Source organism: Vibrio sp. JCM 18905 (assembly GCF_055393305.1).
This window is the reverse complement of record NZ_AP043878.1, coordinates 760,216-786,129: the sequence shown is the minus strand read 5'-3', so window position 1 is coordinate 786,129 and position 25,914 is coordinate 760,216. Positions and strand designations below refer to the sequence as shown.

Sequence of the window (25,914 nt, the reverse complement as noted above, 5' to 3'; positions counted from 1 at the left end):
CCGTTACTCGGAAGGGGCTTTGTCGTATCTAAAACAATAGAAATGAAAGGTCGTTAATCATGAAAAAGCACATTTTGACTCTACTTCTCCCAACATTGATGGCATCAAACGCAATGGCAGCGCAGCTGTATCAAGCGGAAGATGGGTCAGTTTTAAATATTTACTCTCGTCTTGGTTTCAACGTCACCAGTAAAAATGATGAGAACGGCGATGCAAATGGCGAGTTTGATGGCCGTATTGGTTTAAACGGTTCACAAACCATCAACGAGTACGCGTCGATCATCGGCCAAGCGCAATACCAAGTGGGTGCCGCTGAATACGCAAACCAAGTAAACGACAAACCGTCTCTGACCGCACGTTATGTATGGGCGGGTATTGATGCGAAAGATTATGGTCGCATTACTGGTGGTCGCGTGGCATCTGGATTGATTATGTTTACCGACATTGGTGATGTGTTCGCCTCTTCCGATGTATCTATGGCGCGCCAAGCGAATAAAGTCGACAAAACCGCGACGCAAGTTTTCCGTCAAGATGGCACGCTGCAATACCAAAACAGCCTAGGTAATTTCGATTTTTCTGTCGCGTACATTTTAGGAAACAACACTTCTGAACTCGACTACGGTTACAACACTGCACTGCGTTATACGCTAGACATGGGGAACTTGGGTACCTTGGCACCAGTGGTAGCGATACAGAGAAATAAAGGTGATGCACGTGAAAGCAACGACACCGATTACACATTCTGGGGCGCAGGTACGCGTTACTACCTAGGTGATTTGATGTTGGGTGCGTTGTACTCGGAAGATGAACTAGAGGGCTATTACTCACAAACCAGTACCGACAAAGTGATGGAACTAACGGCGGTTTACAGTGTAAATGACAAATGGGTACTGCGTGCTGGTTATCGTTCTTTAGAAAACAGTGATGGTGACGAGCTAGAGCTGAAAGATACAACGCTAGAAGTGCAATACAAACTGACGCCTCGTTCTTCTATCTACACAAACTACGTTGATCGTAACGGCTCGCGTGGTTACAGCAATGGACAAGAAGTCTCGTTTGGCGGTGCGCACGCAGACGAAAGCTACTACCACTTAGGTCTGCGTTACGAGCTGTAAGCACGATACTTAATGTAAGTTAGCTGAATCCAATGAGCTTCTTCTGTGTCCGGTCAGTAGTTATTGCCTTTAATGCTGATTTGAAGAAGCTCACCCTCGTAATATGTTTTCTTCGTTACCTGTTTTGACCAACACGCCTACATCAGGAAAGCTGGTGACAGTGTTTTCGCATTCCTTTGCTTCCTCAATTGTTGCTAAGTTTGTTGTCGCTATTCGCCGACAGAATATATGTTCCTAAAGTGATCAATGAACGCTCGCGTTCTTCTTGGTAAGTGCTTACGTTTTGGGTAAAGCAGATAAAGCGGCAAAATCGCATCCGTTTGCCATTCTGGCAGCAAACTCACGAGTTGTTCTTTTTGTGCTGGTTCAAGCTTGGCCAGTGCAAATTCATCTAACATGGCAACACCACAGCCAGCCAAAGTAGCATCCAACATGGACTGGACAAGATTAAAACTCAGCGTACTTTCTAACTCAATGCTGCACTGCTGCTGAGTTTGCTTATGCGTAAACGTCCATTTATCTAACACCAAGTCGCGACTTTTATAAAGGATGTGCTTTAAGTCACCAAGATCCTCTGGCGTACTTACATTTGGTTTATCAGCTAAATACGAGCGATGAGCGATCGGTTTACAGTGTAAAGTGCGTAGCTGATGGCCGACGTATCCCTCTGGAGGATTATCGGTAAAGTAGAATGCGATATCAAACCCAGCCTCAATCAAGTCGAGAGGTGTCTCTGTGAAGATCACTTCGACGCTCACTTGTGGATGTTGCAATCGAAACTCGATCAATGTTTGGCTGAGTAACGCGGCTCCGAAAGAAGCAGACGCCGCTATTCTCAATTTTCCCGATACGATCTCGTTTGCCATGACTTGCTCATTGATCTGCTCAGCGCCTTCGAGCAGTTGCTTTACCTGCTGATAAAACCGCAAACCATCGTAGGTCAAATTAAACTGGCGCGTAGTTCGCTGAATAAGCTGCACCGACAATATGTCTTCAAGCTGTTTAAGTTGCCGACTTACATGCGCATTCGAACAATTCAGGCGCTTTGCTGCGCCAGCAATACTTCGCTCCTCGCACAAAGCGACGTAAAGTGGTACGTAGCTGAGCCATTTTATTTCCATACAGTAACTCTGAATCTCTAAAATCAAACTACTGGAAATAATAGAAAGCCTCTAAACTCTGTACAACCTAAATTTGAAAGGATGAGTTATGAGTGTTTTCGACACGTGGTTAAAAGGTCAAGTCATTAAAGATCACATCACTAATCCCAATATCATCGTTGGCGATTACAGCTATTACTCGGGCTTCTATCATCAAAAAAGCTTCGAAGAGCAAGCGGTACGCTACTTGTTGGGTGACCCCGTCACACTTCAAGAATGGCAAAGTAGAGAACCCGATAGCATCGACAAATTAATCATTGGCAAGTTTTGTTCCATCGCTTCTGGAGCCACCTTCATGATGGCAGGAAACCAAGGTCATCGCATTGACTGGATTTCGACCTTCCCCTTCTCTCCTGAAGAATTTGGAGAAGGCGTACAAGACGGTTTCGAGCGTGCCGGAGACACGGTGGTGGGGAACGATGTTTGGATTGGCAGCGAGGCGATGATCATGCCCGGAGTAAACATCGGCGATGGAGCCGTCATCGGAGCACGCGCCGTAGTGACGAAAGACGTCCAACCTTATTCGGTGGTGGTTGGAAACAACCAAGTCGTACGTCAACGATTTAGCGATAAAGAGATTGAAACTCTACTCAATATCCAATGGTGGAACTGGCCAATAGAACACATTAAACAAGCAATGAACGTAATGTGTAGCAGCCAAGTCGGTGCGCTTGCGGACTACTATCAAGAGCACATTGTCGATTTGTAGATAAACAAAAGCCCACACATCTTGTTGCGACGTGTGGGCTCAGTGAATAAGAAAGCTTAAACCGCAGCGACGTCCTCTTCTTCCAAGTTCGCCGAGACTTTAATTTCGTATTGATTGAAACGGAACGAACAACCGCCATGAGTGCGCTTTGTCGTTACTTGCTCGTCGCCAAACTGCACCGTCACGCGAGTGAAGACACGCTCTTTGGCTTCGACAATATTTTCTTCTAACGCGACTTCAAAGTCATGTTCCGTTTGTTCTAGCTTTTGCTTTATCGCTTCAAGCTGCTCGTTGTTTTGTGTTTTCATCACATCAATCTGAGCTTGTTCTTCGTCGGTACGTTCGGCTTTAGGACGTTTCTTAAATTCGAGCTCTTTACGAATCACATCCATCGTTCCTTCTTGAGCTCGTTTGTATTGATCTTTGAGCTCTGCTAATCGCTCCTTAAATGCAGAATAGCGCGCGAACGCTTCTACCTTAGTGGCGGTGTCGCCTTCTACGCCCAATTGTAAGCACACCACTTTGTCACCGACTTTTGCATCTCCTCCGCTGAGCGTGCCGTTCCTACCGTTAGCATCCAGCACCATCAGATTGCGCCCACAAACAATATCGTTATTCATGCTGTGCACCGCCAACTCAATATCTTCGCCGGCTTGCAAATCACAATATTGGGCGTAGCTGGCACGAATCGAACCTTTGGCTTTGACGTGACAACTCTTTGGCTGGCCATCACTCACGGTGTGGCCAATGATCCCTTTACCAACTTGAATGTCGTCTTGCGCTTGTACGTCAGCCGATTCAATGAAGCCGCCTACAGTAATAGAGCCCGTCGCTTTAACAATCATTCCGGATTCAATGTTGCCACCGATAATCACATTCCCTTTAAATTTCACGTGACCTGTATTCACGCCAACGCTATTGAGACAGAGTGCGTTATCAACTTCAATGGTTTTGTCTTTAATTAGAGGCGTACCGGATACCGATGCAATCAATAGGTTTGGGTCGTGCTTGCTTATCTCGGTGCCCTTGCCTGGCTTCATTGGGCTGTCTTTTCCAGCTTGTGGAGGAATCACTCGCCCTTGAACAGTAAAACCTGGCGTACCTTTGGTCGCAGGCGTGCGGCGCATCACCTCATCGCCTACATCAACCGCGATAGTTTCACCGAGGTTACGTAAATCAATTTTATCGCTAGCAGATTGGCCGTCTTTGGGTTTGAGGATGCGTTTGGTGATGTCTTTAACGAGAGGAGTAAAACGAGCGTCTTTGCCTTTGATAGGTTGCTTACCAACCGCTACAGGTTGAGAAAAAGTTTCGCCTGGTTTGAGCTGAGTGCTGACAACCAACACTTTCTTCAAAGCCAGTTTGTTGATGCCTTTCGAAACTCGCGCTTGAGCAAGGGCTTGAACAATCTCGGGGCCACGTAAACCTCGGCCTCCGTACGCGCCGACAACGTTCATACTGGCGAGCATGTCATTATTCGACAATTCAACCTCAACTTGCGCGTTGCGTTTTTCCGCAATGACGATGCCTTCGTAGGCCTCGGCTTTACGTTCTTTGGCGCAGTTAATGAATCTCACGACTTCCCCCTCAACAACAAACATCTTTTCAGCGTTCATTGCGACGAGCTGCTCGTTTAATTCATTTTGATTTAGCTCACCACCGAGGTCCACTTCTCCCGGAAGACGGGCTATCACCTTGGTCTTATCTTCAGATAACTCAAGACACAGCTTCCACATACCCTTACCACTTTGCTTCCCATCAACACTTTCAGTCTACCCAAATCCGTTTTCTGAACAAACCTCGCATTTCTTATTATAAGGCTCACGTCACTAAAGAAAGTAATCCATCAATAACGGTTAAACAGATATTAAGAGAGCATTTCGATTTAACCTAAAGCTCAATCAAAATACACACTGAAATAAAAAGGAGCTGGATTTACAGTGTAAAATCAGCTCCTAGTAATTTCATTTACAGTGTAAATCTCACCTTATTGTTTACAGTGTAAATCGTTCCAAATGTGCTTTACTTCGTCCCTTAGCTGCTGCTCAACTTGCTTTCTTCCAGGTAGCCCAAATTGCTGAGCACATTCAGTCCAACTACGGTTAAGAAAAAGCTTACTGATCATCAAGTCGGAAGCGGAGTTCAAACCTAAGTTAAGTAACCACTGCTGAAGCCAAGCAGACACGGACTCATAACTGTTACCACCATCAGCATAGCATTCAATTAGTAATAACTTCGCGGGATGAAGTGGACTCATTCCCAAAGGTTGCGGTAATAGAGCTCGAAAAATTGAGGCTTCTAATTTTGGATAGACGTCAGCCACATTGTTAGACAACATTTCTTCAAATAGCGCCTGAGATTCATCGACCCAAGCCGTCTGTTTGGAATCACAAGCTTTGACCATTAAGACTGAATAACAACCGCTAGCAGCATCGCGCATTGAGCCTAAGCGAATTGCACGGAAGTTTGATTGTCGCCAGAAATAGACCAACTCTTCCGTCGCACCGAAACTCGTGGATAAGTAAGCAATGTGTTTAGCCGCCATTTGCTCAAGTTTCTGCAGCATTTTTTGACCGATGCCTCTTCCTTGCAATGCCGGATTAACAGCAATTCTCATGACTCGCAGCGTCGATAGCTTCGCAACATTGGGGAATCCAAGGTGGTTTGCAATCGTAACTGGGGCTACGTGTCCTTTAGGACGACGCTTACCAAGCTGAATTTCTTCAACCAATTCGGCGTCAAGCCCACCCTCTTCGACCGCTAATATTACCCCCACAACCGCATTATCTTGCTTAGCAAAATAGAGCTGACTGTTGTCGTCTTGCAAAAGGTGAATCAAATCATTCGGCGAGGTCTGATAATGAGCATTAACCAAAAGAGCAAAGCACTCGCGCAGCAAACTAGGCTGCGATATCAAATCGTTCTTATCGGCTTTAGAAAGGGGAGTTGAGTCGACCTGGTTAAGTTGATGGTACGTTAACTCCGCATCCAACAAAAACGCGTCATAGAGCCATGATTCGAGCGCATCATTCATGCTCCAGCGGATGGGCTGTGTCATGTGCCATGTTTTCATTCCCGAACGCTGTTTCTGAAGCCAATCAACAAATTTAATCGTAAAGCCCCGGCCACAACCTTCATAACCGTGAATAGTCGTAGAAAAAACGAGTCGATGATAATGTTCGGTAATGCTTTTGAGCATAGGAACTGGAATTGCAGCCGCTTCATCGACAAGTAACAAATCACATTCAGGTCGGCTCGATAGAAGTTCGTCAGGAGCAATGAATTGAATGGCTCCCTGCCCTGATTCTAATCTGTCCTTCCTAATACGCTGCGCATTAGGAAGTAACCGCAAAGCATGTTGGTAAACAGGCTCAACAGCTTTTATAGATGGTGCCGTAATTAAGATTCTAAGTGGCTTCTGCTGTAATAAGTTCGCACACGCAATGCCGAGAGCACTTGTTTTTCCGCGCCCACGATCAGCGGTCAAAACTAACGGTCGCTTTCGATGTCCTGTCACCACCTTTTCAATTAGAGAAATGGCATGTTCTTGTTCCGTGTAGTGGCTTTCTTTTTCTGCTTGCTTGAAGTCTGGAGCCGTTGGCAATGGTTTGTCTTGCTCAATAACAACGAGCTTCTCCCATTGTTTGTGCATCCATTGCTGAGCAAAGTTCGTAGGCTGTCGCGGCTCAGTAATGATAATAAGAAGGCCACCGCCAACCAATGAGCCAAGCGCGGCGGTAAAGCTATTTGCGTCAAAACCATTTCGAGCATCAAACAATAGAACGTCACACTCTCTGCCTAACAACATGTGCCCTTGTTTAGGCGAAACACTGTATGCGTTTTCCAAACCAAAATCGCCGACACAAAACCAACGTTGATACATCTGTGTTTTATGGAACTCTGACACCAATGCATCTTGCCAAGAAGACTCGCCTTGAATAACGATGCCGAATCTTTGGAAAGATTGGTGAGCTTGTTGTTGAAGTGATGAAAGGAAATCAGATTGTGTCTGCATTTTGTCTATCCAACGTTGAACTGACGCAATGGTATCACATCTTTAATTTGACGCTTCTCAGATATAAAAAAACCGCCCGGAGGCGGTTGATTCAATCATCTTTTGTTATTGCAGCTTGTTTTGCACAAAGGCAAGAATCTCTTCCATCAAGCTGTCGTCAACTTTCTTCAAGTTCAACGCCAGACTGCTACCTTTTCGGCTGTAGCTTGCTCGACCTTTTACTAAGTCGACTTTTTCGGTCTTCTTGCCAGGTTTTGCTGGTGCAAGCTCAGCAATCCAGTTTTCGATGCTTTCCGTGACTTCTTTTGTCAGACGAGCAACGCCTTGAGCTGTGCTTCGCTGCCATAAAAAGCCTTCGCTAGAGCGACACTTATCTAACAGCTCTTGCTGCTGCTCTGGCGTCAACGTTGAAAACTGTTTGTGCAGTTTCACGATAGTTGGACGACCAAGATCGCCGACATTGGGATACGCTTGAAGCAGTTCTAACGGTAATGCCGCCGCTTTTAAAGCGCCACTTACTAACGCTTCACTACACTGGAACATTTTCGCCAATGCTTTCTGATCTTCAGCTTCACCACTATCTATTTTAGCCTGCATCTCTTTACCTTTTTCGTACAAAGAGAGCGGCTTGTGAGCATTTGCCACATCAGACAAAAACTTTGCATGGTCAGTATTGATGTTATCAGCAACATAAACCAAAAAATCTTGTTCAGCGAGGATACAAGACATGCGACGACGGCTACCGTCTAGCACTTCAATTTTGCCATCGTCAGTGCGACGACCCACAGCAGGATATTGTTGGCCACGCTCTTTGAGCGTGACTAAAACATCAGATAAAGCATGTTCGTTTAAGAACGATTGCTCACGAGCGTTATCAACAAACACCGTTGTTTCTGTCGCGACTTTCTCTGCAGGAATACGAACAAGTTCAAACTGAACAATGTTTTCACCTGCGACAGCTAGCTCAATCGTTTGAGCTTTTTCTTTTGCCGCGGTTTGCGCCTCTTGTGGAGTCACAACACGACGTTTATTCGTTTTGCCAAATAATTTCGCGTTTAATTCAGACGTTTTCAAAGCCATTTACTTATTACCCCTGATTCAATGACGGCCAATTAGAATGCAGCACACGCTCTAATTCCAGTGCGCTTTTATGAACAGCGTCTTGTGCGGTGGCTAGCGTCTTCTTACCGCCTTCAAAATCGCTTACTGTCAGATCAAATACTGTGCTGTAGGTATCGGCACAGGTTTCAAACGCACGGCTACGCGGGATAGTAGCCATCATAACTTGGTCACCTAGAAGATAGTTCATTTCAGTTAAAACAGAAACTTGCTTCTTATTGTCGTCCTCAAACATGGTTGGCATCAAGCGAACAAACTCAAGACCATTCCAGTCTTCCGGAAACATTTCATATACCGTAGGCAAATGCTGGAAGAAGTTTACTGTTGAAGCCCAGTCCAGACGCTTAGCCGCACAAGGGATTAACAACGCATTTGATGCATACATCGCATTCCATACTAGTGGGTCAACGTGTGGGCCGGTATCAATCATGATGATATCGAAGTCATCAGCAATTTTATCAATCAGTTGCTCTTTTAGCAGACGAACGATATCGAGTGATGGATCTTCAGATAGCGTTTGCCATGCTTCAGCATTAAACATTGCGTCTTCTGGAAACGCTGAAATCGACTTTAAGTTCGGGTATTGCGTTGGCAGCAATACGTTTTTACGCAAAAATTCACTGTCAATTTCCACACCATCAGGCACGTTACCCAACATAATGTCTACCGCAGAATAGATATTATCATGCTCTGCCATGCTGATTTGCGGGTTGAGGAATAAACGTAGTGAGCCTTGTGGGTCTAAGTCGATTAAACAAATACGGTAGCGTTTATCCAAATTTAGCGCTAAACATGCCGCTAAATGGACCGCTGTCATTGATTTACCTGTACCACCCTTCTGGTTCTGCACGTTAATAATCCAAGGTTTGTTACCTGAATTCTTCTTACGCTCATGAAATTTAGGCACTTCAGCCGCATCCATAAGCATATGTGCTTCTTCTAACGTAATTGAATAATGATTCGCGTTATTTTTAGTAAATTGATGGCCAGCGGCTTCCATCTTACCAATCGCGTCATCGAGCTTACGACGAGTTAAACCTGAACGGGTTTCCATCATCGCCTTAGACATTGGTGGGAAGTAGTTATCGCTTCGCTCTTCTAAAACAATTTCAATACGGTCAGCTTGAACCTGCTGAGTCAGCTCCGCCAACTCAAGAAGGTTTTCAATCGTTTTTTCTCTTTTCATGCCAAATTCCGTTGGAAGGATTTATGCTTGCAATTGTACAGCAGTAAAGACCAAAAACAACAAAAAGGTGCACGAACATTTTGAATAACCATCACATAAAAAAACACTCAAATCGACGCTTTTATGATTTATGGTAAAAAACATAACTATTTTTAATTAAATAATCTTCGAATAAATGGACACCTTAAACTTAAAAATAAAAGTGTTACAGCGTCACTCATTTACAATGTAAATCAATTTTCTACCGGAACGATTATATTCTTAAGCTAAATTACGGATTATGTTAGGCCAACCTAATTTAAACAAAAAATAGAAAGCAATCTTTCAAAATGAACGCTAATAACAACCTTGATCATGTATCCGAGCCAAAAAGGGCAGTTCAAGTGATGTCCCTATGGAAGTATGATCAAGGTATGCTTATGATCATGCTTCCATGATAAAACACAAATACGAAAGCATGATCATGGAAAAATAGAGTAGACGAGGGTGTAAACACGCGGATTAAATAAGATCCATCAATCGGAAATATGATCAAGCTATAGAATCTCTCGGAAGCATGAGTTTTTGTCTCTAATTTACGGTTGAATGCAGTCAGAATGGGGGATGGAGAAGAAATTAGTGGATAGAGAAGCCGGAACAATGAAATTGTTCAAGTTACTATGATAAATCTTACTCTCATGATCATGCTTCCTAAGAATAGTCCGAAACTAGGTTTTACTGCGGAATAAGAGCTACTTGGATGCATTTTCATCACATGAGTAATTTATCATCAATATTGTCTCCAGAACGATAGCTATCTCAGCTCTTGATCATCGATCCGAGTATCAATAACATCGACAATGCTCAATAAAATCCTCATTAAGATCATTATTAAACACAGCATCTGTGGATAACCTGTAAAAACATCATGATCATCGTTTCAAGACTCTTTTGATCATCTTTTCATAAACTTAATGATCATGCTTACGAGCAAATGTGATCATGCTTTCAGGCTATTGTTGATCATAGTTTCAGAATTAACATGATCATAGTTCCGACATGCATAAAAATAATCACTTTATAGAACATGCACTTAGCGGCAAAACGATAGCCAGATCATTAGATCATATAATCAATTAAGATCAGATTAATCAAAAAGATCAGTTATTTAAAAAACAATCTTTTTTCTTTATTTATGATCTGTTTTTCTTTATTCTTCGGAACCATAGCACAACTACGGCTAGTGTGATCTGGATCTAAAATGACGGCTGATGAAAAAATTCTGATTAAAGCACCTAGAAGCCATAAGGATGGCCATCTTTTTGAGGTACATGAATCCTCTGCAGATTGGGTAGAGCAGTACCAACATTTCAAAGGGGTGACCAAAAGCATCTTAGAGTTGCTTAATCTGATCTCATTGCGAGGTTTCAGCAGCAAAGATGGATTGGTTTCAACCACAGAGATTGTGGAAGCGACGGACGGACAACTCACTCGTGCAGCTCTGCAACAACGCTTACGTGCAGCAGTAAACATTGGTTTGTTTACTCAAACTCCAGTGCGGTTTGAAGAAGGACTTGCTGGTAAGACGATGTTACATAAGTTTGTTAATCCTAATCAGCTTATTTCAGTGTTGGGTGCAACAAGTCTTGTTACAGACAAAGTACGCCAAAACGAAAAGCAAAAACGTTCAAAAGCATTGGCTCAAACCCAAGTCAACAAGCGTTTGTTGAATGAACATGGGTTGAATACCCCTCCAACGATGAAAGATGAAGCCGATCAATTTGTCGTGTCTCCAACGAATTGGGCTGGGATCATTGACCAAGCACTTGCACCACCAAGAACTCGAAAAAGTTATCAGAAATCCATGGTGTCGATCTCTGGTACCAAAGCGGTTATTGAAACGCGATCATCCAAAAATATCATGACTGTGGATGATCTGATGACCTTGTTTGCTCTGTTCACGTTGACCGTGCAATACCATGATCATCACAAAGATCAGTATCAACTCGACGCAGCACACGTGCCGAACAAGACGCCGTTATACATTACTGATATTTTGTCGCTTCGAGGCAAAAAAGACAGTGGTCCAGCACGTGATTCTATTCGCGACAGCATTGATCGTATTGAGTTTACCGATTTCCAGCTGCATGAACTTACTGGTCGTTGGCTAAGTGAAAACATGCCAGAAGGATTCAAAAGTGATCGTTTTCGTTTTCTTGCTCGAACCATCACTGCGTCTGAAGAAGCGCCTGTAGAGGGAAGCGATGGTGAAATTCGTATCAAGCCAAACTTGTACATTTTGGTTTGGGAGCCTTCGTTTTATGAAGAACTATTAACGCGTGATTATTTCTTCTTGTTCCCACCAGAGATCTTGAAGCAACATACTTTGGTATTCCAACTGTATTCTTTCTTCCGTAGCCGCATGGTGCGTCGTCATACTGACTGCATGCTGCTGAGTGAATTAAACCAGAAGCTGGCACGTAACATCGAATGGCGACGATTCTCGATGGATTTGATCCGAGAGCTGAAGCGTTTATCGGATGGTAAGGGAACGGATGAGCTGTTTGTCGTGAATTTGTGGGGTTATCACCTGACAATCGAAACTATGATCGAGAATGACAAAGTGATGGACTACCAGATCGATATTAAATGCGATGTGGAAGAAGTCTTACGTTATTCACGTGCGCGAACAACCAACGCAGGAAAGCGTAACATGGCGCCTACGCTGCCAAATCCACTTCGTAATGAGATGGTTACCCGACAACAGCTTGAAGAGCTTTCAGGCATCATAGACGGCGAATTTGAGCCTATCCAACGCAAAGCGCCATCTCCAAGAGGGAATTTAGGCCGCCGCGTGAAGCAAAGAAAACACCTGGTAGAGATCAATGCAGACGAGATCACCATTACTTTATCTAAATATACCTCACCAGAGGCTCTAGAACGCAGTATAACGGCTTTATCTGCGATGACAGGGCACTCGTATGCCTCAATCAAAGAAGAGTGTTCTGATTACATAGAGAAGCTTGATTGGCTAAGGGTAGGGGATGAGCCAATTCCTTATGAGACATTAAGCAAAACCGTCGAGCTGTTTAACACTCAAAATGATATCAAGCATCTTACCATTGAGCGCTTGATTGCTGGATTAGCGGTACGTCGGAAGGTGTGCCGTCAAATCTTCGATGGCCACATGGATGAAATGGTATTCCGCGCTCTGGATGAAATGGCGATTTAAAAGCGTTGCTTGATACACATCAAGCAATAGGCGTGGCGTATTGATTTGAAATGTAACAATGTCTTTCGATGATAAAAAACAGACTTAACTCTAACAAATCACTGACATTAGGAGCCAAGCCTGAGACTACTATTTATCTCGAATAGACAACCTTTTGTCCTTTCTGATGATTAATAGATTGGCTCATATTGTTACATTCATTCTGAATAGACTTCGCGAGTTTCTCCTCAGGAAACTCGCTTTTTTTTACCTCAAATTCCTCAAAGTAAGCCTTGATCATTTTTCCAGATTAATGAGATAAACCTTGATCATGCTTCTTGGCTTCATTCCAGTGTAAAGAACGCATCAAAGCAACATGCGACTCGATCAAGTTATGTGCTTGTTGTTGCCACTCATTTTGATCGCATTGCTGATTACAAAACTCTAACGCTAAAACGGTAAGGTGCTGAAGTCGCTTTAAACACCAATCTTTGATCAGAATATCGGTCGATACCTGACATGCCGCTTGCTCGAGCTTTGCGCTCATGTAAAGCAAGGTTTGATACGCTTTTTGAGGATCTCGGTACCTAGCATGTTGAAACACACGTAAACAACCGTCTAGCCAGCAAGCAATCGCTTTGCTTTGAACTTCGTTCAGTTCTGGGCCAAACACGCCGTCGGGCGCTTGATATAAGATCGTTTCCAGTTTTTCAACTTGATCATGCTTCCGATGTTCATACCACATGGCGATCTGATCTTGCCAAGTCCTCAATTCCATTACGCAGCCTCAGTCCATTGTTTTACATAGTGATTGGGTCCTATTTGATCAAATTCGTCGACAATGATGCTGCTACGACTACGAATTTCATCGGCATCTATCGAATAGTTTGGTTCACTTTTCACTAAGTTACCAAAAGGAAGATCTGGATCGGGAACGCCTGAAATCAATAGTTTGGTGTACGGGTGCTGCGGATTCTTCAGTATTGAGTGTGTATCACCCCATTCAACGATTTGCCCTTTGTACATCACAGCTGTTTCTTCCGCGATGTAGTGTGCGGTCGCCAAATCATGAGTAATGTACAAAAAGCCGATTCCTAGCTCTTGCTTCATGCGCTGCATTAGATTCAGTACCCCGAGGCGAATGGAGACATCCAGCATCGATGTTGGCTCATCCGCAAGAATGATTTGCGAACCGACGGCGAGAGCACGTGCTAAGTTTACTCGCTGACGTTGTCCACCACTAAGCTCGTGAGGAAACTTATTTAATGTCTCTTCAGGTAGTTCCACCAGCTTTAAAAGCGCTTCCAAGCGGGCAGGAATGTCACGCTCGCTTTTGATTTGCTTATGAATCTTTAAAGGGCGTGTGAGATGATGGCGAATGGTATGAGTTGGATTGAGTGAACCAAACGGATCTTGAAACACCATTTGTACTTTACTGCGATACTCTTGGAGCGCTGAGCGTGACGTAATCTCATTGATATTAGTGCCATTGAAAAGGATCTCGCCTTCTGTTGCCGGATAGACTTTAGTGATCAAGCGAGCACACGTACTTTTACCGCAGCCTGATTCTCCAACCAAAGCCAGCGTTTTTCCTGCATACAGATCAAAGCTCACGCCTTGGAGCGCACGGAAGGTTTCTTCTTTCGCTAAACCACCGCCTACTCTGAATTCTTTAATCACGTTTTTCATTTGGATGATAGGCTGATTCATGATTACGCTCCTGGTCGCTCTGGTTGTTTGTGGACGTCGTGGATGTTTGGAAAAGAAGCCCATAGCTTTTGTGTGTAGGGATGTTGAGGATTATTGCGAATTTCGTATGCCTGATTGACTTCGACGATTTCTCCATGCCGCATGATGGCAATGCGATCACACAATTGGCTCATCAGCGCCAAGTCGTGCGTAATAAAGAGTACTGAGAAGCCAAATTCATCTCTAAGCTGATAGATTTGCTGTAAAATCTCCCTTTGTACCACCACATCTAAAGCGGTTGTGGGCTCATCCATAATGATCAGCTTAGGGTTCAAAGACAAAGCAATAGCAATCACCAAGCGCTGACGCATTCCACCTGAAAATTGGTGAGGGTATTCCGTTAACCGTTCTCGTGGAATATTGACCAAGTCCAATAGTTTTTCTGCTCGATCTTTCGCTTGAGCGTTGGTGAGTCCTTGGTGATGACGCAATACATCTGCGAATTGCTCTTGGATCGTTAAGACAGGGTTGAGTGAGTTCATCGCGCTTTGAAACACCATGGCGATTTCACTCCACCTCAGAGCGGTTAGCTCAGAATCTGAGAGGCTAAGAATGTCTTTGCCATCAAACAATATTTTACCGCCAGAAATGAACGCTGGCGGCTTATGGAGACGGTTGATCGAGAATGCGATCGTGCTTTTGCCACATCCCGATTCACCAGCAAGCCCAAATACTTCCCCTTTGCCGATATCGAAGCTGACGGATTTTACCGCATTGAAATCACCATTATCGGTGATGTAATCGACGCATAAATCTCGGATCTGGATGACCGGATTATTGTGGTATGCATGATTTAAGTTAATACCATCCATATAAACACCTTACCAATATAAAAGATAATTATTATCATTATCAGGTGTGATGGTTTTTAGAAAGTGGCAAGCGGCGAATCAGTGAAGTGACTCGAAAGTTAGGCGAAATAAAAAGTGGTATCCGGCGTTGTTAATGAGGTCAAGGAAGACGAGAATTGAGAGCTGGATCAGCACACTTTTCTTAGGGGGAATTACTCAAATCTAATCGTAAATTTGCCCCTTGGCAAAACTTAAATGATGGATCTATTAAGGAGTTAACGAAAGGGCGGGAGGGGTCACATTTCCCTACAGTTTTTCTTACCACCTCGTTCCTGTTTTGCTATAGATTACGCATCGAAAACATGGTGTGTTCGGAGGAAATATGTCCATTAATTCTATCGACCATGACGAGATGACCAACATCGCTCACAAATGGGAATTACCTGATGAAGAAGCCGTTGTGAAGCCTGAGAAAACAGTGAAATCAGCAGAAGCCAGAAGACGCATTGAAGCGCTACGTGAAATCCGTGAAAGTGGATTGACCATTGAAGAAGCAAGGGAGCTTGGCTTGATACACTGATTGCTCTAGTTTGGTATAGCAATCCATAGGGTAGTCGTCGGGCTGCCCTTTTTATTTTTCGCTCCATTTTAGCCATAGCGTCTCACTACAACATCTCACATCTCTTTATTTTTCTTATCCAAACGTTCTAATTCACCTCTCTTTCACCTAAAAAGTTCTAGATCCAAACTCATTTTCATCTGTGTAGAAGTTTGACAATCTTACCTAGCGTTACTAAAAGATATATCAATAGCGATATGCTTTTTGTTGATTATCGCGACCACAAAGCAAGGAGCGCGAGTATGGTTGACCAAATCCTTTTTTATGAGCCCGATGAGCCCCACGGTTTTCTTTCCAATTTTTGCCATGCCCCAGTCAATATATCCTCCCAAACTTGGCCCACCAGCGAACATTATTATCAAGCCCAAAAGTTCCTCGATGCGCAGTTACAAAGCAAAATTCAACACGCGAGCACTCCCGATGAAGCATTCGCCTTAAGTCGAAAATACGAACATTTTGTCAGAAGTGACTGGGAGGATATGAAGTTGGCCGTTATGGCTTTCATCGTTAGAGAAAAGTTTCTGCAAAATCCACCTTTAGCGCAGCAGTTAATGAGAACGGGTGACGCTTGTCTCACAGAGCATTCTCACAAAGATGCCTTTTGGGGGGATGGGGGAGACGGTAAAGGAGAAAATCATTTAGGAGAAATTCTGATGAACGTTCGGGCTGAGCTGAGACATGTCGAGCCCTACAATCTCGTGAAGTTCATCGATAAAGCCAAATTGCCGACCCAATGGGGCACATTTATGATGTATGGCTTCGTTGAAACCGCCACGAACAAAGAGCATCTTGCCCTCGTGTATGGAGAGCCTGCAAGCAGCGCTGCACCGCTTATTCGGTTGCATTCGGAGTGCCTTACTGGCGATGCCTTGTTTAGTACGCGTTGCGACTGTGGTTTTCAGCTCAACAGGGCGCTACAAAATATTGTCGAAGAGGGATGTGGTGTACTGCTTTATTTGCGTCAAGAAGGACGTGGTATTGGCTTGATTAATAAAATTCGAGCTTATCACCTCCAGGACGATGGCGCCGATACTGTAGAAGCCAATGAACGTTTGGGCTTTGCTGCCGATATGCGTGATTACGCATTTTGTAAAGGGATGTTAGAGCATTTGGGCATTGATGCGGTGCGACTAATGACGAACAACCCACGTAAGCTGGCTGCGTTAAAAGCGGTTGATATCAACGTCATTGAGCGTGTGCCCTTGCAAGAAGGTAATAATCCGAGCAATCAACACTACTTGCAAACTAAGGCGAGTAAATTAGGGCACATGTTTGATCCTAAGTTTGTCAATCACACCAAGTAAAGCATCATCTATGTCTCAATAGATGAAAACGCCAACGATAGAATCGTTGGCGTTTTCATTCGTTAGGTCATTTATTGATACCTTTGAATGATCTCATCAATTTCACCCGATGTTTTTAACTCAGCCAAACGTGTATTGATGTAGTCCTGAGTTTCTGGCTGCATTTGGGGCGAAAAGGCCAAATAGATCGAGTAGTCAGGGATAACTGAGTCGAAAGATTGGATCTGAAAATCTTCTAGCGACAAATTGAGGCGTTTTAAGTTGTACATAACGCGTGATTCCATTTCGACGAAGGCTGTATCTCCTGGTGTTCGAGTTATCACTCGATATGCGGCATCATAATCTTTAACGCGTATTTCATTCACACTACCATCCTCAAAGAATGGGATTAAATTCGGATAATCAAAACCGAGTAGTAATACGATAGATCGGCCATGCATGGTGTCCATATTCTTGAACTCTAACGGTTTCTCACTACTAGAGACCAATACATGTTTTACAGTGTAAATGGGCTCTTCAGACAAGTTTTCTGATTGCACCTTGCCCCAATTTGGGCTGCCGTAAGTTAGCCAGTTTGGTTCGCCACCTTCTTCTAATATGGAGATCATTCGTTTAAACGGATAAGTATGATAATTCACCTGATAATCTGATTCAGCGAAAATGGCACTGACGATGTCAGTCACAATCCCGGAATGCATTTGCCCCTGTTGTTCTATTTGAAATGGCCTTGCTTGGTCGGCGATAACGTAATAGTTCACTTCAGCGGCAGTAGCATAAGTTCCTATCGCAATAAAACTAAAAGCCAATCTAAGTAGAAGTCTTTTCATCGTATCCTCGATTATTATTTACGCGTGGCTATATTTAGAGTAGCGCAAGTTTATCGGAGCGATTTCATATGGATGAAAAAGAGCGATCTCAACGTCGATTTAGTATCGGCAACCAACTTATGTTGGCGGTGCTAACGTTGAGTTTAATCTTTACTGTCATCATTTCCGCTGTGAGTTTATATCGAGTTTTTAACGAAGATTTAGCCCATTTGCACGTCGAGCTAAAGCAGGTCGAATCCAGTTACTTATCGAGCTTTTCTGCCAGCTTATGGGTGGAGGATAGGGAGCTGTTACTCACTCAAGCAGAGGGCGCAATGCGCATGCCCTCTGTGGATTATTTACGTATCGCTAATGAAGACGAAGTTATCGTCGAACTGGGCACCGCACTTTCTGAGGATGTCGTAGAAAGAAGTTGGCCGATGCAATATCGTGTTGGTGATAAAACCTATGAGCTGGCGACATTGACTGTTCAGGCGGATCTGAGCTCGATTTATGAAGATCTTTGGCAACAATTTTTTTTCTTGCTCACGACAGAAGCGATCAAGATCCTATTGCTCATAATTGGCGTGCTTTGGGTCGCCTTCCGCCTTTTGGTCAATCCTCTCCAACTGCTTTCCGGCGCCGTGAGCGATTTTAGTGGCGGGAAGGTCCCAAGCAAAGTTACGCTCCCAAAGCGTTGGTGTTTTGATGAAGTGAGCGTGTTGGCGGAGAAATACAACCGAAGCGTTGAGAAAGTCCGTGAGCATCAGACTGAACTCGAAGAAGAAAGAGATAGAGCGGAAGTCGCTAACCGCAAAAAAAGTGAATTTCTTGCCACCATGAGCCATGAAATTCGAACACCGATGAATGGCATTATTGGTGTCGCTTCATTACTGGGTGACACCAAACTCGATCCTCAGCAAAAAGAGTTTGTAGAGATCATCGATAGTTCTTCTCACTCTTTAATGACGATCATCGACGATATTCTCGACTTTTCTAAAGTCGAAGCAGGTAAAGTCGAATTAGAAAATGCGAGCTATGATCTGCGCCGTATTTTGGATGATGTGATCAGCTTACACGCCGTCAAAGCCAAGCAGAAGAATCTGCAATTGCTTAGCGATATTGATCCTCACTTGCCAGCGGAAGTGCAAGGTGATGCTGCACGCTTAAAACAGGTATTGAACAATTTGTTGAGCAACGCGATCAAATTTACTGATCGTGGTCATGTGAAGCTTCTTGTTGAGTTAACACGTCAAGAGCATGATGTCGCCATGATTCGATTTCGCGTCGTTGATTCTGGCATTGGTATTGCGAAAGAGAACCAACAAGCGATTTTCGAACGTTTCCAACAAGCCGATGGCAGTACAACCAGAAAGTACGGTGGTACCGGCCTTGGTTTGGCGATTGGTGCTCAGTTGGTGAACTTAATGGGAGGAGAAATCCAACTGACAAGTGAGTTGGGGCTCGGTAGTTGTTTTGAGTTTTCGATTCCAGTTGTAGTAAAAGCACGGTCTACCTACACGGAACGACCTAATGTTTTGACGTTTCCAAAAGTTGAAGATAATGAAACCAGCCTCCAGCATGACAATCAACCTTGGGTATTGATTGTTGAAGATACCATCGTAAACCAGAAAGTCGTGCGTATTATGTTGGAAAAGCTCGGCGTTCGAGTGAGCGTCGCAAATCATGGTGAAGAAGCGCTTCAGCTATGTGAGAAGCAAGCTTTTGACTTGGTGTTTATGGATTGCCAAATGCCAGTGATGGATGGCTTCATTACTACTGAGCGTATTCGACAAATGGGAGAGTGGGGGAAACACGTTCCCATTATTGCGTTGAGTGCCAATGTTATTAAAGAAGATCAACAACATTGCTTTGACGTCGGTATGAATGAGTTTGTCGCCAAACCTGTGACCAAAGATCGGTTGCATCAAATATTCGAGCAGTTTTTACCAAAAGCGCTGAAAATCAGTGCGGGTCCCAAATAGTTAACTTGAAATTGATCAAGTTAAGTGCGTTTCTATTCTGCAATTGTAACTCTGTATGCTATAGTGCGCGGCTAGTATTTAAAGTACCTTGAGGCTGTAAATGTCGTTCAATCTATCCCTATTGCCGCCTGATGAAAAAAACAAAATCGAACTGGATAAACAAGCGTCGTTTTTGGTTTGGAAGCTCAGAGAGGCCAAATCTGGTCCTGAAGCAATAGAAGAACAGTTGTCCAAGATTAACGATGCTGATGAAAAAGCGTTTTTTCAGCAATCGGTCGAAAAGTACAAACGAGTAATGGGTGTCGCTTAACGCGAATCGTGACAACGGTATAAAACTATGTGGCGAATGAGGTAACCTCCCCATTCCTTTGCTAAGCGAAATTGAAAAGGTTTCGCTTTTTGCTAAAATCCTTCGCATTAAATTTGAATTTAGAGAGACATCCCGATGGGAAGAAGTTTTGAAGTGCGCAAAGCCTCTATGGCGAAAACTGCAGGCGCGAAAATTAAAGTTTATTCCAAATACGGTAAAGAAATTTACATGTGCGCGAAAAACGGCGGTAGTGACCCAGACATGAACTTGTCTCTTCGCCACCTGATCGCGAAAGCGAAAAAAGATCAGGTACCAGCGCACGTTATCGACAAAGCACTAGACAAAGCGAGTGGCGGCGGTGGTGAAGATTACCAACCAGCGCGCTACGAAGGCTTCGGCCCTGGCGGTACTAGTGTTATCGTTGATTGTCTGACCGATAACGGCAACCGTACTTTCCAAGATGTACGCCAATGCTTTGTTAAAGTGGGTGCGAAAATTGGTGTTGAGGGCTCAGTTTCTCACATGTTCGATCACCAAGCGGTATTCCAGTTCAAAGGCGACGATGATGAAATCATCCTAGAAACGCTAATGATGGAAGATGTAGACGTAACTGACGTTGAGCTAGAAGACGGTGTGATCACTGTATTCGCTCCTCATACAGAGTTCTTCAAGACGAAGACAGCACTAAATGGTGCGTTCCCAGATCTAACGATCGATGTGGAAGAAATCACTTTCGTTCCTCAAACTCACACTCCAGTAGCGGGTGAAGATGCTGAGAAGTTCCAGAAATTCCTAGATCTTCTAGATGACTGTGACGACGTTCAGCAGGTTTACCACAACGCAGAGCTATAATTTTTTAGCTTCCACCGTTGTAAAAAGGCTTCCCGAGGGAAGCCTTTTTTGATCGCACTCTTTGCTAGCAGCATTATACGTTGCGATATTTGGAATAACACAGTGACATGATCACACCAAAGCAGATGCCTTGCGTCAGCATGGCCGTGCCGCCGTAACTAAAGAACGGCAAAGGGCTTCCCATTACTGGCAACAAGCCGCTCACCATGCCTGTATTGATAAAAGCATACAGGAAAAAGCTCATCGCTAATGCACCACTCACAAGCCGACTAAAAAAGTGGTCAGACTGACATGCAAGCAACATGACGCGCGCGGTAATAAACAAGTACAGTGTGAGCAAGACTAAACTACCAACAAAACCCCACTCCTCGGCATAAGTCGAAAAAATAAAGTCCGTATGACTTTCTGGAATAAAGCCAAGTGTTCCTTGCGTAGCATTCATCCAACCTTTGCCTTTCATTCCGCCGGAGCCTATCGCAATTAAAGATTGGATGATTTGGTAGCCCGAACCTAACGGATCCGACTCCGGGTGCAAGAACTGAGTAACGCGGCTTTTTTGATACGTCTCCATGACGAAGAACCACAAAATTGGCGCCAACGTTAATATACTCGCGACAAAGCCACCGATTATTTTCCAGCTCATGCCAGCTAAAAATAAAACGAATAAGGCGTAAATGACGGTAAAAACTGCACCGTCTAAATCCGGTTGTAGCGCGATTAACCCAGCAGGAATCATTGTGATGAGTAAGCAGAATGCGATTTTCCTACTATCTGGTCTGCCACCTTCAATATGTAGCATCCACGCGATCATGATTGGAATCGAGAGTTTGATTAGCTCCGAGGGTTGAAAGCGAAAAAAGCCAATATCGAGCCAACGTTGAGAACCATTAGTGCTATCGCCAAACAAAGCGACAGCAAGTAGCAGCGCAACCGCAATAATGTAGAGATATGGAGCTGAGCGTTGATAGCTAGCGGCGGGAATCGATGACATGACCAATATACAAACCAAGGTCAGTCCGCAGCGTGCTAAATGCTTGAAGAGCATGGCCTCATTAAAGCCACTGGCACTCCAAAGTGTTAGTGTACTCAATAGCATGATCGGAATGATCGCCATCAGCAGTGGCAAATCGACCCTGGGGAAAAAACGCTTATTCATTTTCTACGACCTAATAACGCACCCAGTTCGAGCGCGAAAACAACCAGAACTCGAGAGTTCGAACTATTCCGATGCTAAGAATCCTATTTGGAAATAACAGACACCATGCAAAGGTGTGTATGAGAGGAGCGTCGATGTCGTCTGTTATGGGTAAGCTGCTTGGAAAGCTGTGGAATGGATAAATACACTAGACGCAGGTTTTAAGCCAGTATTTTTATTCCTATTGTGGTGAAAGATGGACGCTTACAAACAAGCAGGGATATATGCTCTCTTTAAGAAGGGAATGTCATTCATCGCAGCAAACAACCGTTCATTCTAAATAACTGCCATTGGTCGCATGCAAAAGCAGTGTGCGATCTTCTCCATTAATCTGAAACCATCAAATCACGTTCAACTAAGGACAGTACATGATGGTTTCTCAATCTCGCTCAGTCAAAGCTCTTAAACTGGCAAGTACGTTTATCGCCGCATTTGCACTCAGCAGCAATCTGGCTCTAGCTAACCCAAGCGAGCGCACACTCAGTCAGTTCAACCAAGCAGCGCAGGGTGATTCTGGTTTGGTTGATACCGTTTACGGCGAACTATCCAAACAACTCGAAGAGCAGGGCGCAACGCCGGTGACCTTGGTGTATTTAGGCAGTGCTGAGACGTTGCAAGGTCGTGAGGCGTTTATGCCTTGGAACAAGATGAAGTTCACCGAGCGCGGTCTTGCCACAATCCAAAAGGGTTTGGATTTAATGGCGAATCAGCCAGTACCACTGCAAGAACAACAACGTTTACAAGGCTTGCCGGAATACCAACTAGCCACCGCCATGGCAGCCACTACCTTTACCTCTCTGCCAGACATGTTCAATCACTTTGAGCGCGGCTACGAGCTGTACCTTTCTCTGCTCGATGAACCGAGTTTTAGTCAGCAACCTTTTGCGGCAACGTCTTGGATTTATCGCTACGCCATTGAAGCGGCACTGCGCGCTGAAGACGTTCAACAAGCCAAAACATGGTTAGCGCAAATGGAGCAGTTGGGTGATAGCAATTTAGAAACGCAAACCGCGAAAGCGCTGCTAGCGAAATATTAGGGAGGCGTCATGATCGTTTTTAATCAACTTAGTCGCGATTACGCCCTTGGCAGCCAAACCGTGCATGCATTGCGAGACGTGTCTGGTGAAGTATTTGCGGGCGAAATGGTGGCATTATGCGGACCGTCTGGCTCAGGCAAAAGCACCTTACTTAACGTGCTTGGCATGCTGGATACTCAATACCAAGGTCAGGTGACATTTGCAGGCAGCCCATACCCAACCGGACAAATGCAAGCTGCGAAAATGCGCCGCGAAAAGCTTGGTTTTGTGTTCCAAAAATTCAATCTTGTACCTGTGATGACAGCGTTAGAGAACGTGGCTTATCCGCTGCACCTCAACGGCTTTTCAAAAGCAGAACAAACCGAGCTTGCCACACAAATGCTAGAACACGTTGGCTTGGGCGAGTTTATTCATCACATGCCCGATAACCTGTCTGGCGGTCAGCAGCAACGCGTGGCAATTGCTCGCGCCTTAGTACACAAACCGGCGTTGGTGATTGCCGATGAGCCAACCGCCAGCCTTGATAGCCAAACTGCCAACAAGGTCATCGATATCATGAAAGGGCTCGGACACGAGCTTGGTACTACTTTTATCGTCGCCACTCACGACCCTCGCATGGCATCCCGCTGCGATCGAACCATTGAGTTGGTGGATGGCAAGATTACCCAAATACACGAGAGTGTGGAGGAGGTTTCATGGGCAAGCTAATTCCAGTTTCCGTTCGCCTTGCTTGGTTGAACCTGCAACGCAATCGCCGTCGCAGTTTGTTGTCGATGCTGATCATCGCCATTGCCGTGTTTGCCTTAACCAGTGCGGGTGGTTTTGGTCTATACACCTACGACAGTTTGAAAGAGTCGACAGCACGTGACACGGGGCATCTGACGTTAACCACGCCGGGTTACTTCGCTAAAGAAGAAGAGATGCCGCTGAGTAACGGGTTAACTCATGCCGACGATATCACCAAGCAATTGATTGGGTTGAATGAAGTGCGAGGCGTTCAACCACGAGTTGAATTCAGCGGTTTGATTTCCAACGGCAACAAGTCTTCGATCTTTATCGGCATTGGCGTGAACGAACGCGAATTCGATATGAAAGGACCGTTTTTGGACGTGCGCGAAGGGCAAACACTTTCCAACATTCATGCATCGCGTTATGACCCAGCAGAGCCAGAAGTGATGCTCGGCGTTGATTTGGCAAACAACCTAAGCGTGCACGTTGGCGATTGGATCACCTTGCTGGCGACCACAACCGACGGTGCTTTGAACGCATATGACTTCAAAGTCCGTGGCATTTACTCAACTGGCGTACCTGAGCTTGATAAACGCCAGCTTTACGTGCACATCAATAGTGCGCAATCGTTGTTGGGCTCAGACAAAGTCAGCGCGTTATCGGTCTTCCTGTTCGATACCAGTTTAACGAGCCAAGTCGAGCAACAAGTGGCTTCGGTTCTGAGTAAGCAAAAGCAGAACTTTGGTGACCAAGATATTGAGATTACGCCTTGGCAAGAGCGTGCGTTCTTCTATCTCAAAGTGAAAGATTTGTACGACCGTATCTTCGGCATCATGGGTGCAGTAATGGCGTTGGTGGTCTTTGTCGCGCTGTTCAACACCATGACCATGTCGGTCACCGAGCGTACACGTGAAATCGGCACCTTGTCAGCACTTGGTAGCTACCCTCGCGAAATCATTGCTGGGTTCTTGCGCGAAGCAGGGTTGCTTGCGGTGATTGGCAGCTTAATCGGCGCTTTGTTCACTGCGTTAGTTACCGTCTTACTGATGGTCGTGGATGTGCAAATGCCGCCACCGCCAGGACGCACGGAAGGTTACCCATTGACGATTTACTTCTCTTGGGAGTTGGTGGCTGTCGCAGGATTCGCAGTATTGATGATTTGTTTGGTTGCGGCGTTTTTCTCGGCGCGCAAAGGGGTGAACAAGCCAATTACGGAGGCACTGATTTATGTTTAATTTCAAATCACTATTACCAATTGCACTGCTGACGGTAAGCGGCATGGCAAGCATGAATGCCAGTGCGAATGAAACAGCGTTAGATGCACAGCAAGTCGCGCAATTGATTGAAAAAGCCGACAGCTACCGCTTGCAAGATGATTCTTCCAAAGTGGTGTCATTGGTGCGCTTATATCAAGACCAAGAATTAGATAAAACCCGCCTTTACCACGTGTACACGCGTCCAAATCGTGAATCGTTGGTGGTGTTCAAATCGGCAGTCGAAGCTGGGCAAAAGATGCTGATGATGGGCGACAACTACTGGCTGCAAATGCCAAAGAGCCGCCGTCCGATTCGCATTACGCCGATGCAAAAGCTGCTTGGTGAAGCGTCTATCGGCGACATCTCAACCCTGACGTGGAGCCAAGATTATCAAGGTGAATGGAAAGCGACAGAAACCGTTTCGGTAAACGGGGAAAGTGTCGCGGCTTATCACCTTGCTTTAACCGCGAAAACCAAAGGGGCGAGCTATCAGAAGATCGACTTGTGGTTGTCTGAGCAAGATGCGTTTCCAATCAAAGCCGATCTCTACTTGCGCTCTGGCAAACTCGCCAAGCAAGCGCAATATGGGCGTGCAACTGACAACGGTGAAGACTACGTCAGTGAGATGACCTTGCTTGATAGCATTCAGCCGAGCAAAAAGACCGTTATCGAGTACCAAGAAATCGTGCCTTGGCAGCTGGATAACAAGTTCTACAACCCAAGTTATTTGCCGAAAGCCAATACGACTCAGCTTTAGTCTGAGCTTCGTAAATAGAACCATGAAAAC

The 25,914-nt window shown here is 44.8% G+C and carries 22 protein-coding genes; 12 read left to right on the top strand and 10 right to left on the bottom strand.

Translation table 11 applies throughout. The features are described from left to right. The first annotated feature begins 59 nt into the window (after window positions 1-59). Window positions 60-1,115, top strand: a complete 1,056-nt coding sequence (locus ACZ5ZC_RS03475; protein WP_464931778.1) for a porin — start codon at window positions 60-62, stop codon at window positions 1,113-1,115. A gap of 209 nt (window positions 1,116-1,324) precedes the next feature. Here ACZ5ZC_RS03475 and ACZ5ZC_RS03470 read toward each other — a convergent pair whose 3' ends face one another. After that, on the bottom strand, window positions 1,325-2,236 hold the full coding sequence (locus ACZ5ZC_RS03470; protein ID WP_054866757.1) for a LysR family transcriptional regulator: 912 nt from the start codon (window positions 2,234-2,236) through the stop codon (window positions 1,325-1,327). 88 nt (window positions 2,237-2,324) lie between these two features. Here ACZ5ZC_RS03470 and catC point away from each other — a divergent pair, with 88 nt between their 5' ends. Further along, a complete protein-coding gene (gene catC / locus ACZ5ZC_RS03465; protein ID WP_203474246.1) occupies window positions 2,325-2,984 on the top strand; it encodes a type C chloramphenicol O-acetyltransferase in 660 nt (219 codons plus the stop codon). A gap of 56 nt (window positions 2,985-3,040) precedes the next feature. On the opposite strand, the gene ACZ5ZC_RS03460 is transcribed toward catC, so the two are convergent. From ACZ5ZC_RS03460 to ACZ5ZC_RS03445, 4 genes are all read right to left on the bottom strand, one after another. Continuing rightward, window positions 3,041-4,720 carry a DUF342 domain-containing protein gene (locus tag ACZ5ZC_RS03460; RefSeq protein ID WP_464931777.1) on the bottom strand — a complete coding sequence of 560 codons (1,680 nt, stop codon included), beginning with the start codon at window positions 4,718-4,720 and terminating at the stop codon, window positions 3,041-3,043. 251 nt (window positions 4,721-4,971) lie between these two features. After that, a complete protein-coding gene (locus ACZ5ZC_RS03455) occupies window positions 4,972-6,999 on the bottom strand; it encodes a tRNA(Met) cytidine acetyltransferase TmcA (RefSeq protein ID WP_464931776.1) in 2,028 nt (675 codons plus the stop codon). A gap of 105 nt (window positions 7,000-7,104) precedes the next feature. After that, on the bottom strand, window positions 7,105-8,079 hold the full coding sequence (locus ACZ5ZC_RS03450) for a ParB/RepB/Spo0J family partition protein (RefSeq protein ID WP_054866754.1): 975 nt from the start codon (window positions 8,077-8,079) through the stop codon (window positions 7,105-7,107). 7 nt (window positions 8,080-8,086) lie between these two features. Next, window positions 8,087-9,304 carry an AAA family ATPase gene (locus tag ACZ5ZC_RS03445; protein ID WP_005374503.1) on the bottom strand — a complete coding sequence of 406 codons (1,218 nt, stop codon included), beginning with the start codon at window positions 9,302-9,304 and terminating at the stop codon, window positions 8,087-8,089. Between the two features lie 1,240 nt (window positions 9,305-10,544). Here ACZ5ZC_RS03445 and ACZ5ZC_RS03440 point away from each other — a divergent pair. After that, complete coding sequence (locus tag ACZ5ZC_RS03440; RefSeq protein WP_005392102.1) at window positions 10,545-12,515, top strand: replication initiator protein RctB domain-containing protein; 1,971 nt, start codon at window positions 10,545-10,547, stop codon at window positions 12,513-12,515. A gap of 289 nt (window positions 12,516-12,804) precedes the next feature. On the opposite strand, the gene ACZ5ZC_RS03435 is transcribed toward ACZ5ZC_RS03440, so the two are convergent. The 3 genes from ACZ5ZC_RS03435 to ACZ5ZC_RS03425 are packed head-to-tail and all read right to left on the bottom strand — an operon-like array spanning window position 12,805 to window position 15,055. Then, complete coding sequence (locus ACZ5ZC_RS03435; protein ID WP_054866753.1) at window positions 12,805-13,272, bottom strand: hypothetical protein; 468 nt, start codon at window positions 13,270-13,272, stop codon at window positions 12,805-12,807. Next, entirely contained in the window at window positions 13,272-14,204 is a 933-nt protein-coding gene (locus ACZ5ZC_RS03430) for an ATP-binding cassette domain-containing protein (protein ID WP_054866752.1), read from the bottom strand. Before ACZ5ZC_RS03430 ends, ACZ5ZC_RS03435 begins: the two co-directional genes overlap by 1 nt. A 2-nt stretch (window positions 14,205-14,206) precedes the next feature. After that, window positions 14,207-15,055: an ABC transporter ATP-binding protein gene (locus ACZ5ZC_RS03425; protein ID WP_301660042.1), complete on the bottom strand. Its 849-nt coding sequence runs from the start codon at window positions 15,053-15,055 to the stop codon at window positions 14,207-14,209. A gap of 361 nt (window positions 15,056-15,416) precedes the next feature. Here ACZ5ZC_RS03425 and ACZ5ZC_RS03420 point away from each other — a divergent pair, with 361 nt between their 5' ends. After that, window positions 15,417-15,614 (top strand): PA3496 family putative envelope integrity protein, encoded by a 198-nt coding sequence (locus tag ACZ5ZC_RS03420; protein WP_005392088.1) that lies wholly within the window; start codon window positions 15,417-15,419, stop codon window positions 15,612-15,614. Between the two features lie 281 nt (window positions 15,615-15,895). Next, window positions 15,896-16,957, top strand: a complete 1,062-nt coding sequence (ribA, locus tag ACZ5ZC_RS03415) for a GTP cyclohydrolase II (RefSeq protein WP_182019688.1) — start codon at window positions 15,896-15,898, stop codon at window positions 16,955-16,957. Between the two features lie 71 nt (window positions 16,958-17,028). On the opposite strand, the gene ACZ5ZC_RS03410 is transcribed toward ribA, so the two are convergent. Then, window positions 17,029-17,784 carry a substrate-binding periplasmic protein gene (locus ACZ5ZC_RS03410; protein WP_006740908.1) on the bottom strand — a complete coding sequence of 252 codons (756 nt, stop codon included), beginning with the start codon at window positions 17,782-17,784 and terminating at the stop codon, window positions 17,029-17,031. A gap of 68 nt (window positions 17,785-17,852) precedes the next feature. On the opposite strand from ACZ5ZC_RS03410, the gene ACZ5ZC_RS03405 reads away from it, so the two are divergent. From ACZ5ZC_RS03405 to ACZ5ZC_RS03395, 3 genes are all read left to right on the top strand, one after another. Beyond that, entirely contained in the window at window positions 17,853-19,748 is a 1,896-nt protein-coding gene (locus ACZ5ZC_RS03405) for an ATP-binding protein (protein ID WP_114322677.1), read from the top strand. Window positions 19,749-19,848: 100 nt separating this feature from the next. Next, a complete protein-coding gene (locus tag ACZ5ZC_RS03400; RefSeq protein ID WP_005374484.1) occupies window positions 19,849-20,058 on the top strand; it encodes a DUF3283 family protein in 210 nt (69 codons plus the stop codon). A 135-nt stretch (window positions 20,059-20,193) separates the two neighbouring features. Then, window positions 20,194-20,910, top strand: a complete 717-nt coding sequence (locus ACZ5ZC_RS03395; protein WP_005392082.1) for a YebC/PmpR family DNA-binding transcriptional regulator — start codon at window positions 20,194-20,196, stop codon at window positions 20,908-20,910. Between the two features lie 73 nt (window positions 20,911-20,983). Here ACZ5ZC_RS03395 and rodA read toward each other — a convergent pair whose 3' ends face one another. Further along, window positions 20,984-22,066, bottom strand: coding sequence for a rod shape-determining protein RodA (gene rodA / locus ACZ5ZC_RS03390; protein ID WP_074190274.1), 1,083 nt, complete (start codon window positions 22,064-22,066; stop codon window positions 20,984-20,986). Window positions 22,067-22,473: 407 nt separating this feature from the next. On the opposite strand from rodA, the gene ACZ5ZC_RS03385 reads away from it, so the two are divergent. From ACZ5ZC_RS03385 to ACZ5ZC_RS03370, 4 genes are read left to right on the top strand one after another with little or no spacing between them, the layout of a single operon-like run. Beyond that, window positions 22,474-23,142: a hypothetical protein gene (locus ACZ5ZC_RS03385; protein ID WP_114322676.1), complete on the top strand. Its 669-nt coding sequence runs from the start codon at window positions 22,474-22,476 to the stop codon at window positions 23,140-23,142. A gap of 9 nt (window positions 23,143-23,151) precedes the next feature. Beyond that, complete coding sequence (locus ACZ5ZC_RS03380) at window positions 23,152-23,850, top strand: ABC transporter ATP-binding protein (RefSeq protein WP_054866749.1); 699 nt, start codon at window positions 23,152-23,154, stop codon at window positions 23,848-23,850. Continuing rightward, window positions 23,838-25,106, top strand: a complete 1,269-nt coding sequence (locus tag ACZ5ZC_RS03375; protein WP_029790514.1) for an ABC transporter permease — start codon at window positions 23,838-23,840, stop codon at window positions 25,104-25,106. The genes ACZ5ZC_RS03380 and ACZ5ZC_RS03375 overlap by 13 nt, the downstream gene beginning before the upstream one ends. After that, window positions 25,099-25,884 carry an outer membrane lipoprotein-sorting protein gene (locus ACZ5ZC_RS03370; RefSeq protein WP_085342431.1) on the top strand — a complete coding sequence of 262 codons (786 nt, stop codon included), beginning with the start codon at window positions 25,099-25,101 and terminating at the stop codon, window positions 25,882-25,884. Before ACZ5ZC_RS03375 ends, ACZ5ZC_RS03370 begins: the two co-directional genes overlap by 8 nt. Window positions 25,885-25,914: the final 30 nt, after the last annotated feature.

Excerpts from the sequence above, each read along its gene's own strand:
- ACZ5ZC_RS03475 (WP_464931778.1), top strand. The coding sequence starts at position 60 with ATGAAAAAGCACATTTTGACTCTACTTCTCCCAACATTGATGGCATCA.
- ACZ5ZC_RS03470 (WP_054866757.1), bottom strand. The coding sequence starts at position 2,236 with ATGGAAATAAAATGGCTCAGCTACGTACCACTTTACGTCGCTTTGTGC.
- catC (WP_203474246.1), top strand. The coding sequence starts at position 2,325 with ATGAGTGTTTTCGACACGTGGTTAAAAGGTCAAGTCATTAAAGATCAC.
- ACZ5ZC_RS03460 (WP_464931777.1), bottom strand. The coding sequence starts at position 4,720 with ATGTGGAAGCTGTGTCTTGAGTTATCTGAAGATAAGACCAAGGTGATA.
- ACZ5ZC_RS03455 (WP_464931776.1), bottom strand. The coding sequence starts at position 6,999 with ATGCAGACACAATCTGATTTCCTTTCATCACTTCAACAACAAGCTCAC.
- ACZ5ZC_RS03450 (WP_054866754.1), bottom strand. The coding sequence starts at position 8,079 with ATGGCTTTGAAAACGTCTGAATTAAACGCGAAATTATTTGGCAAAACG.
- ACZ5ZC_RS03445 (WP_005374503.1), bottom strand. The coding sequence starts at position 9,304 with ATGAAAAGAGAAAAAACGATTGAAAACCTTCTTGAGTTGGCGGAGCTG.
- ACZ5ZC_RS03440 (WP_005392102.1), top strand. The coding sequence starts at position 10,545 with ATGACGGCTGATGAAAAAATTCTGATTAAAGCACCTAGAAGCCATAAG.
- ACZ5ZC_RS03435 (WP_054866753.1), bottom strand. The coding sequence starts at position 13,272 with ATGGAATTGAGGACTTGGCAAGATCAGATCGCCATGTGGTATGAACAT.
- ACZ5ZC_RS03430 (WP_054866752.1), bottom strand. The coding sequence starts at position 14,204 with ATGAATCAGCCTATCATCCAAATGAAAAACGTGATTAAAGAATTCAGA.
- ACZ5ZC_RS03425 (WP_301660042.1), bottom strand. The coding sequence starts at position 15,055 with ATGGATGGTATTAACTTAAATCATGCATACCACAATAATCCGGTCATC.
- ACZ5ZC_RS03420 (WP_005392088.1), top strand. The coding sequence starts at position 15,417 with ATGTCCATTAATTCTATCGACCATGACGAGATGACCAACATCGCTCAC.
- ribA (WP_182019688.1), top strand. The coding sequence starts at position 15,896 with ATGGTTGACCAAATCCTTTTTTATGAGCCCGATGAGCCCCACGGTTTT.
- ACZ5ZC_RS03410 (WP_006740908.1), bottom strand. The coding sequence starts at position 17,784 with ATGAAAAGACTTCTACTTAGATTGGCTTTTAGTTTTATTGCGATAGGA.
- ACZ5ZC_RS03405 (WP_114322677.1), top strand. The coding sequence starts at position 17,853 with ATGGATGAAAAAGAGCGATCTCAACGTCGATTTAGTATCGGCAACCAA.
- ACZ5ZC_RS03400 (WP_005374484.1), top strand. The coding sequence starts at position 19,849 with ATGTCGTTCAATCTATCCCTATTGCCGCCTGATGAAAAAAACAAAATC.
- ACZ5ZC_RS03395 (WP_005392082.1), top strand. The coding sequence starts at position 20,194 with ATGGGAAGAAGTTTTGAAGTGCGCAAAGCCTCTATGGCGAAAACTGCA.
- rodA (WP_074190274.1), bottom strand. The coding sequence starts at position 22,066 with ATGAATAAGCGTTTTTTCCCCAGGGTCGATTTGCCACTGCTGATGGCG.
- ACZ5ZC_RS03385 (WP_114322676.1), top strand. The coding sequence starts at position 22,474 with ATGATGGTTTCTCAATCTCGCTCAGTCAAAGCTCTTAAACTGGCAAGT.
- ACZ5ZC_RS03380 (WP_054866749.1), top strand. The coding sequence starts at position 23,152 with ATGATCGTTTTTAATCAACTTAGTCGCGATTACGCCCTTGGCAGCCAA.
- ACZ5ZC_RS03375 (WP_029790514.1), top strand. The coding sequence starts at position 23,838 with ATGGGCAAGCTAATTCCAGTTTCCGTTCGCCTTGCTTGGTTGAACCTG.
- ACZ5ZC_RS03370 (WP_085342431.1), top strand. The coding sequence starts at position 25,099 with ATGTTTAATTTCAAATCACTATTACCAATTGCACTGCTGACGGTAAGC.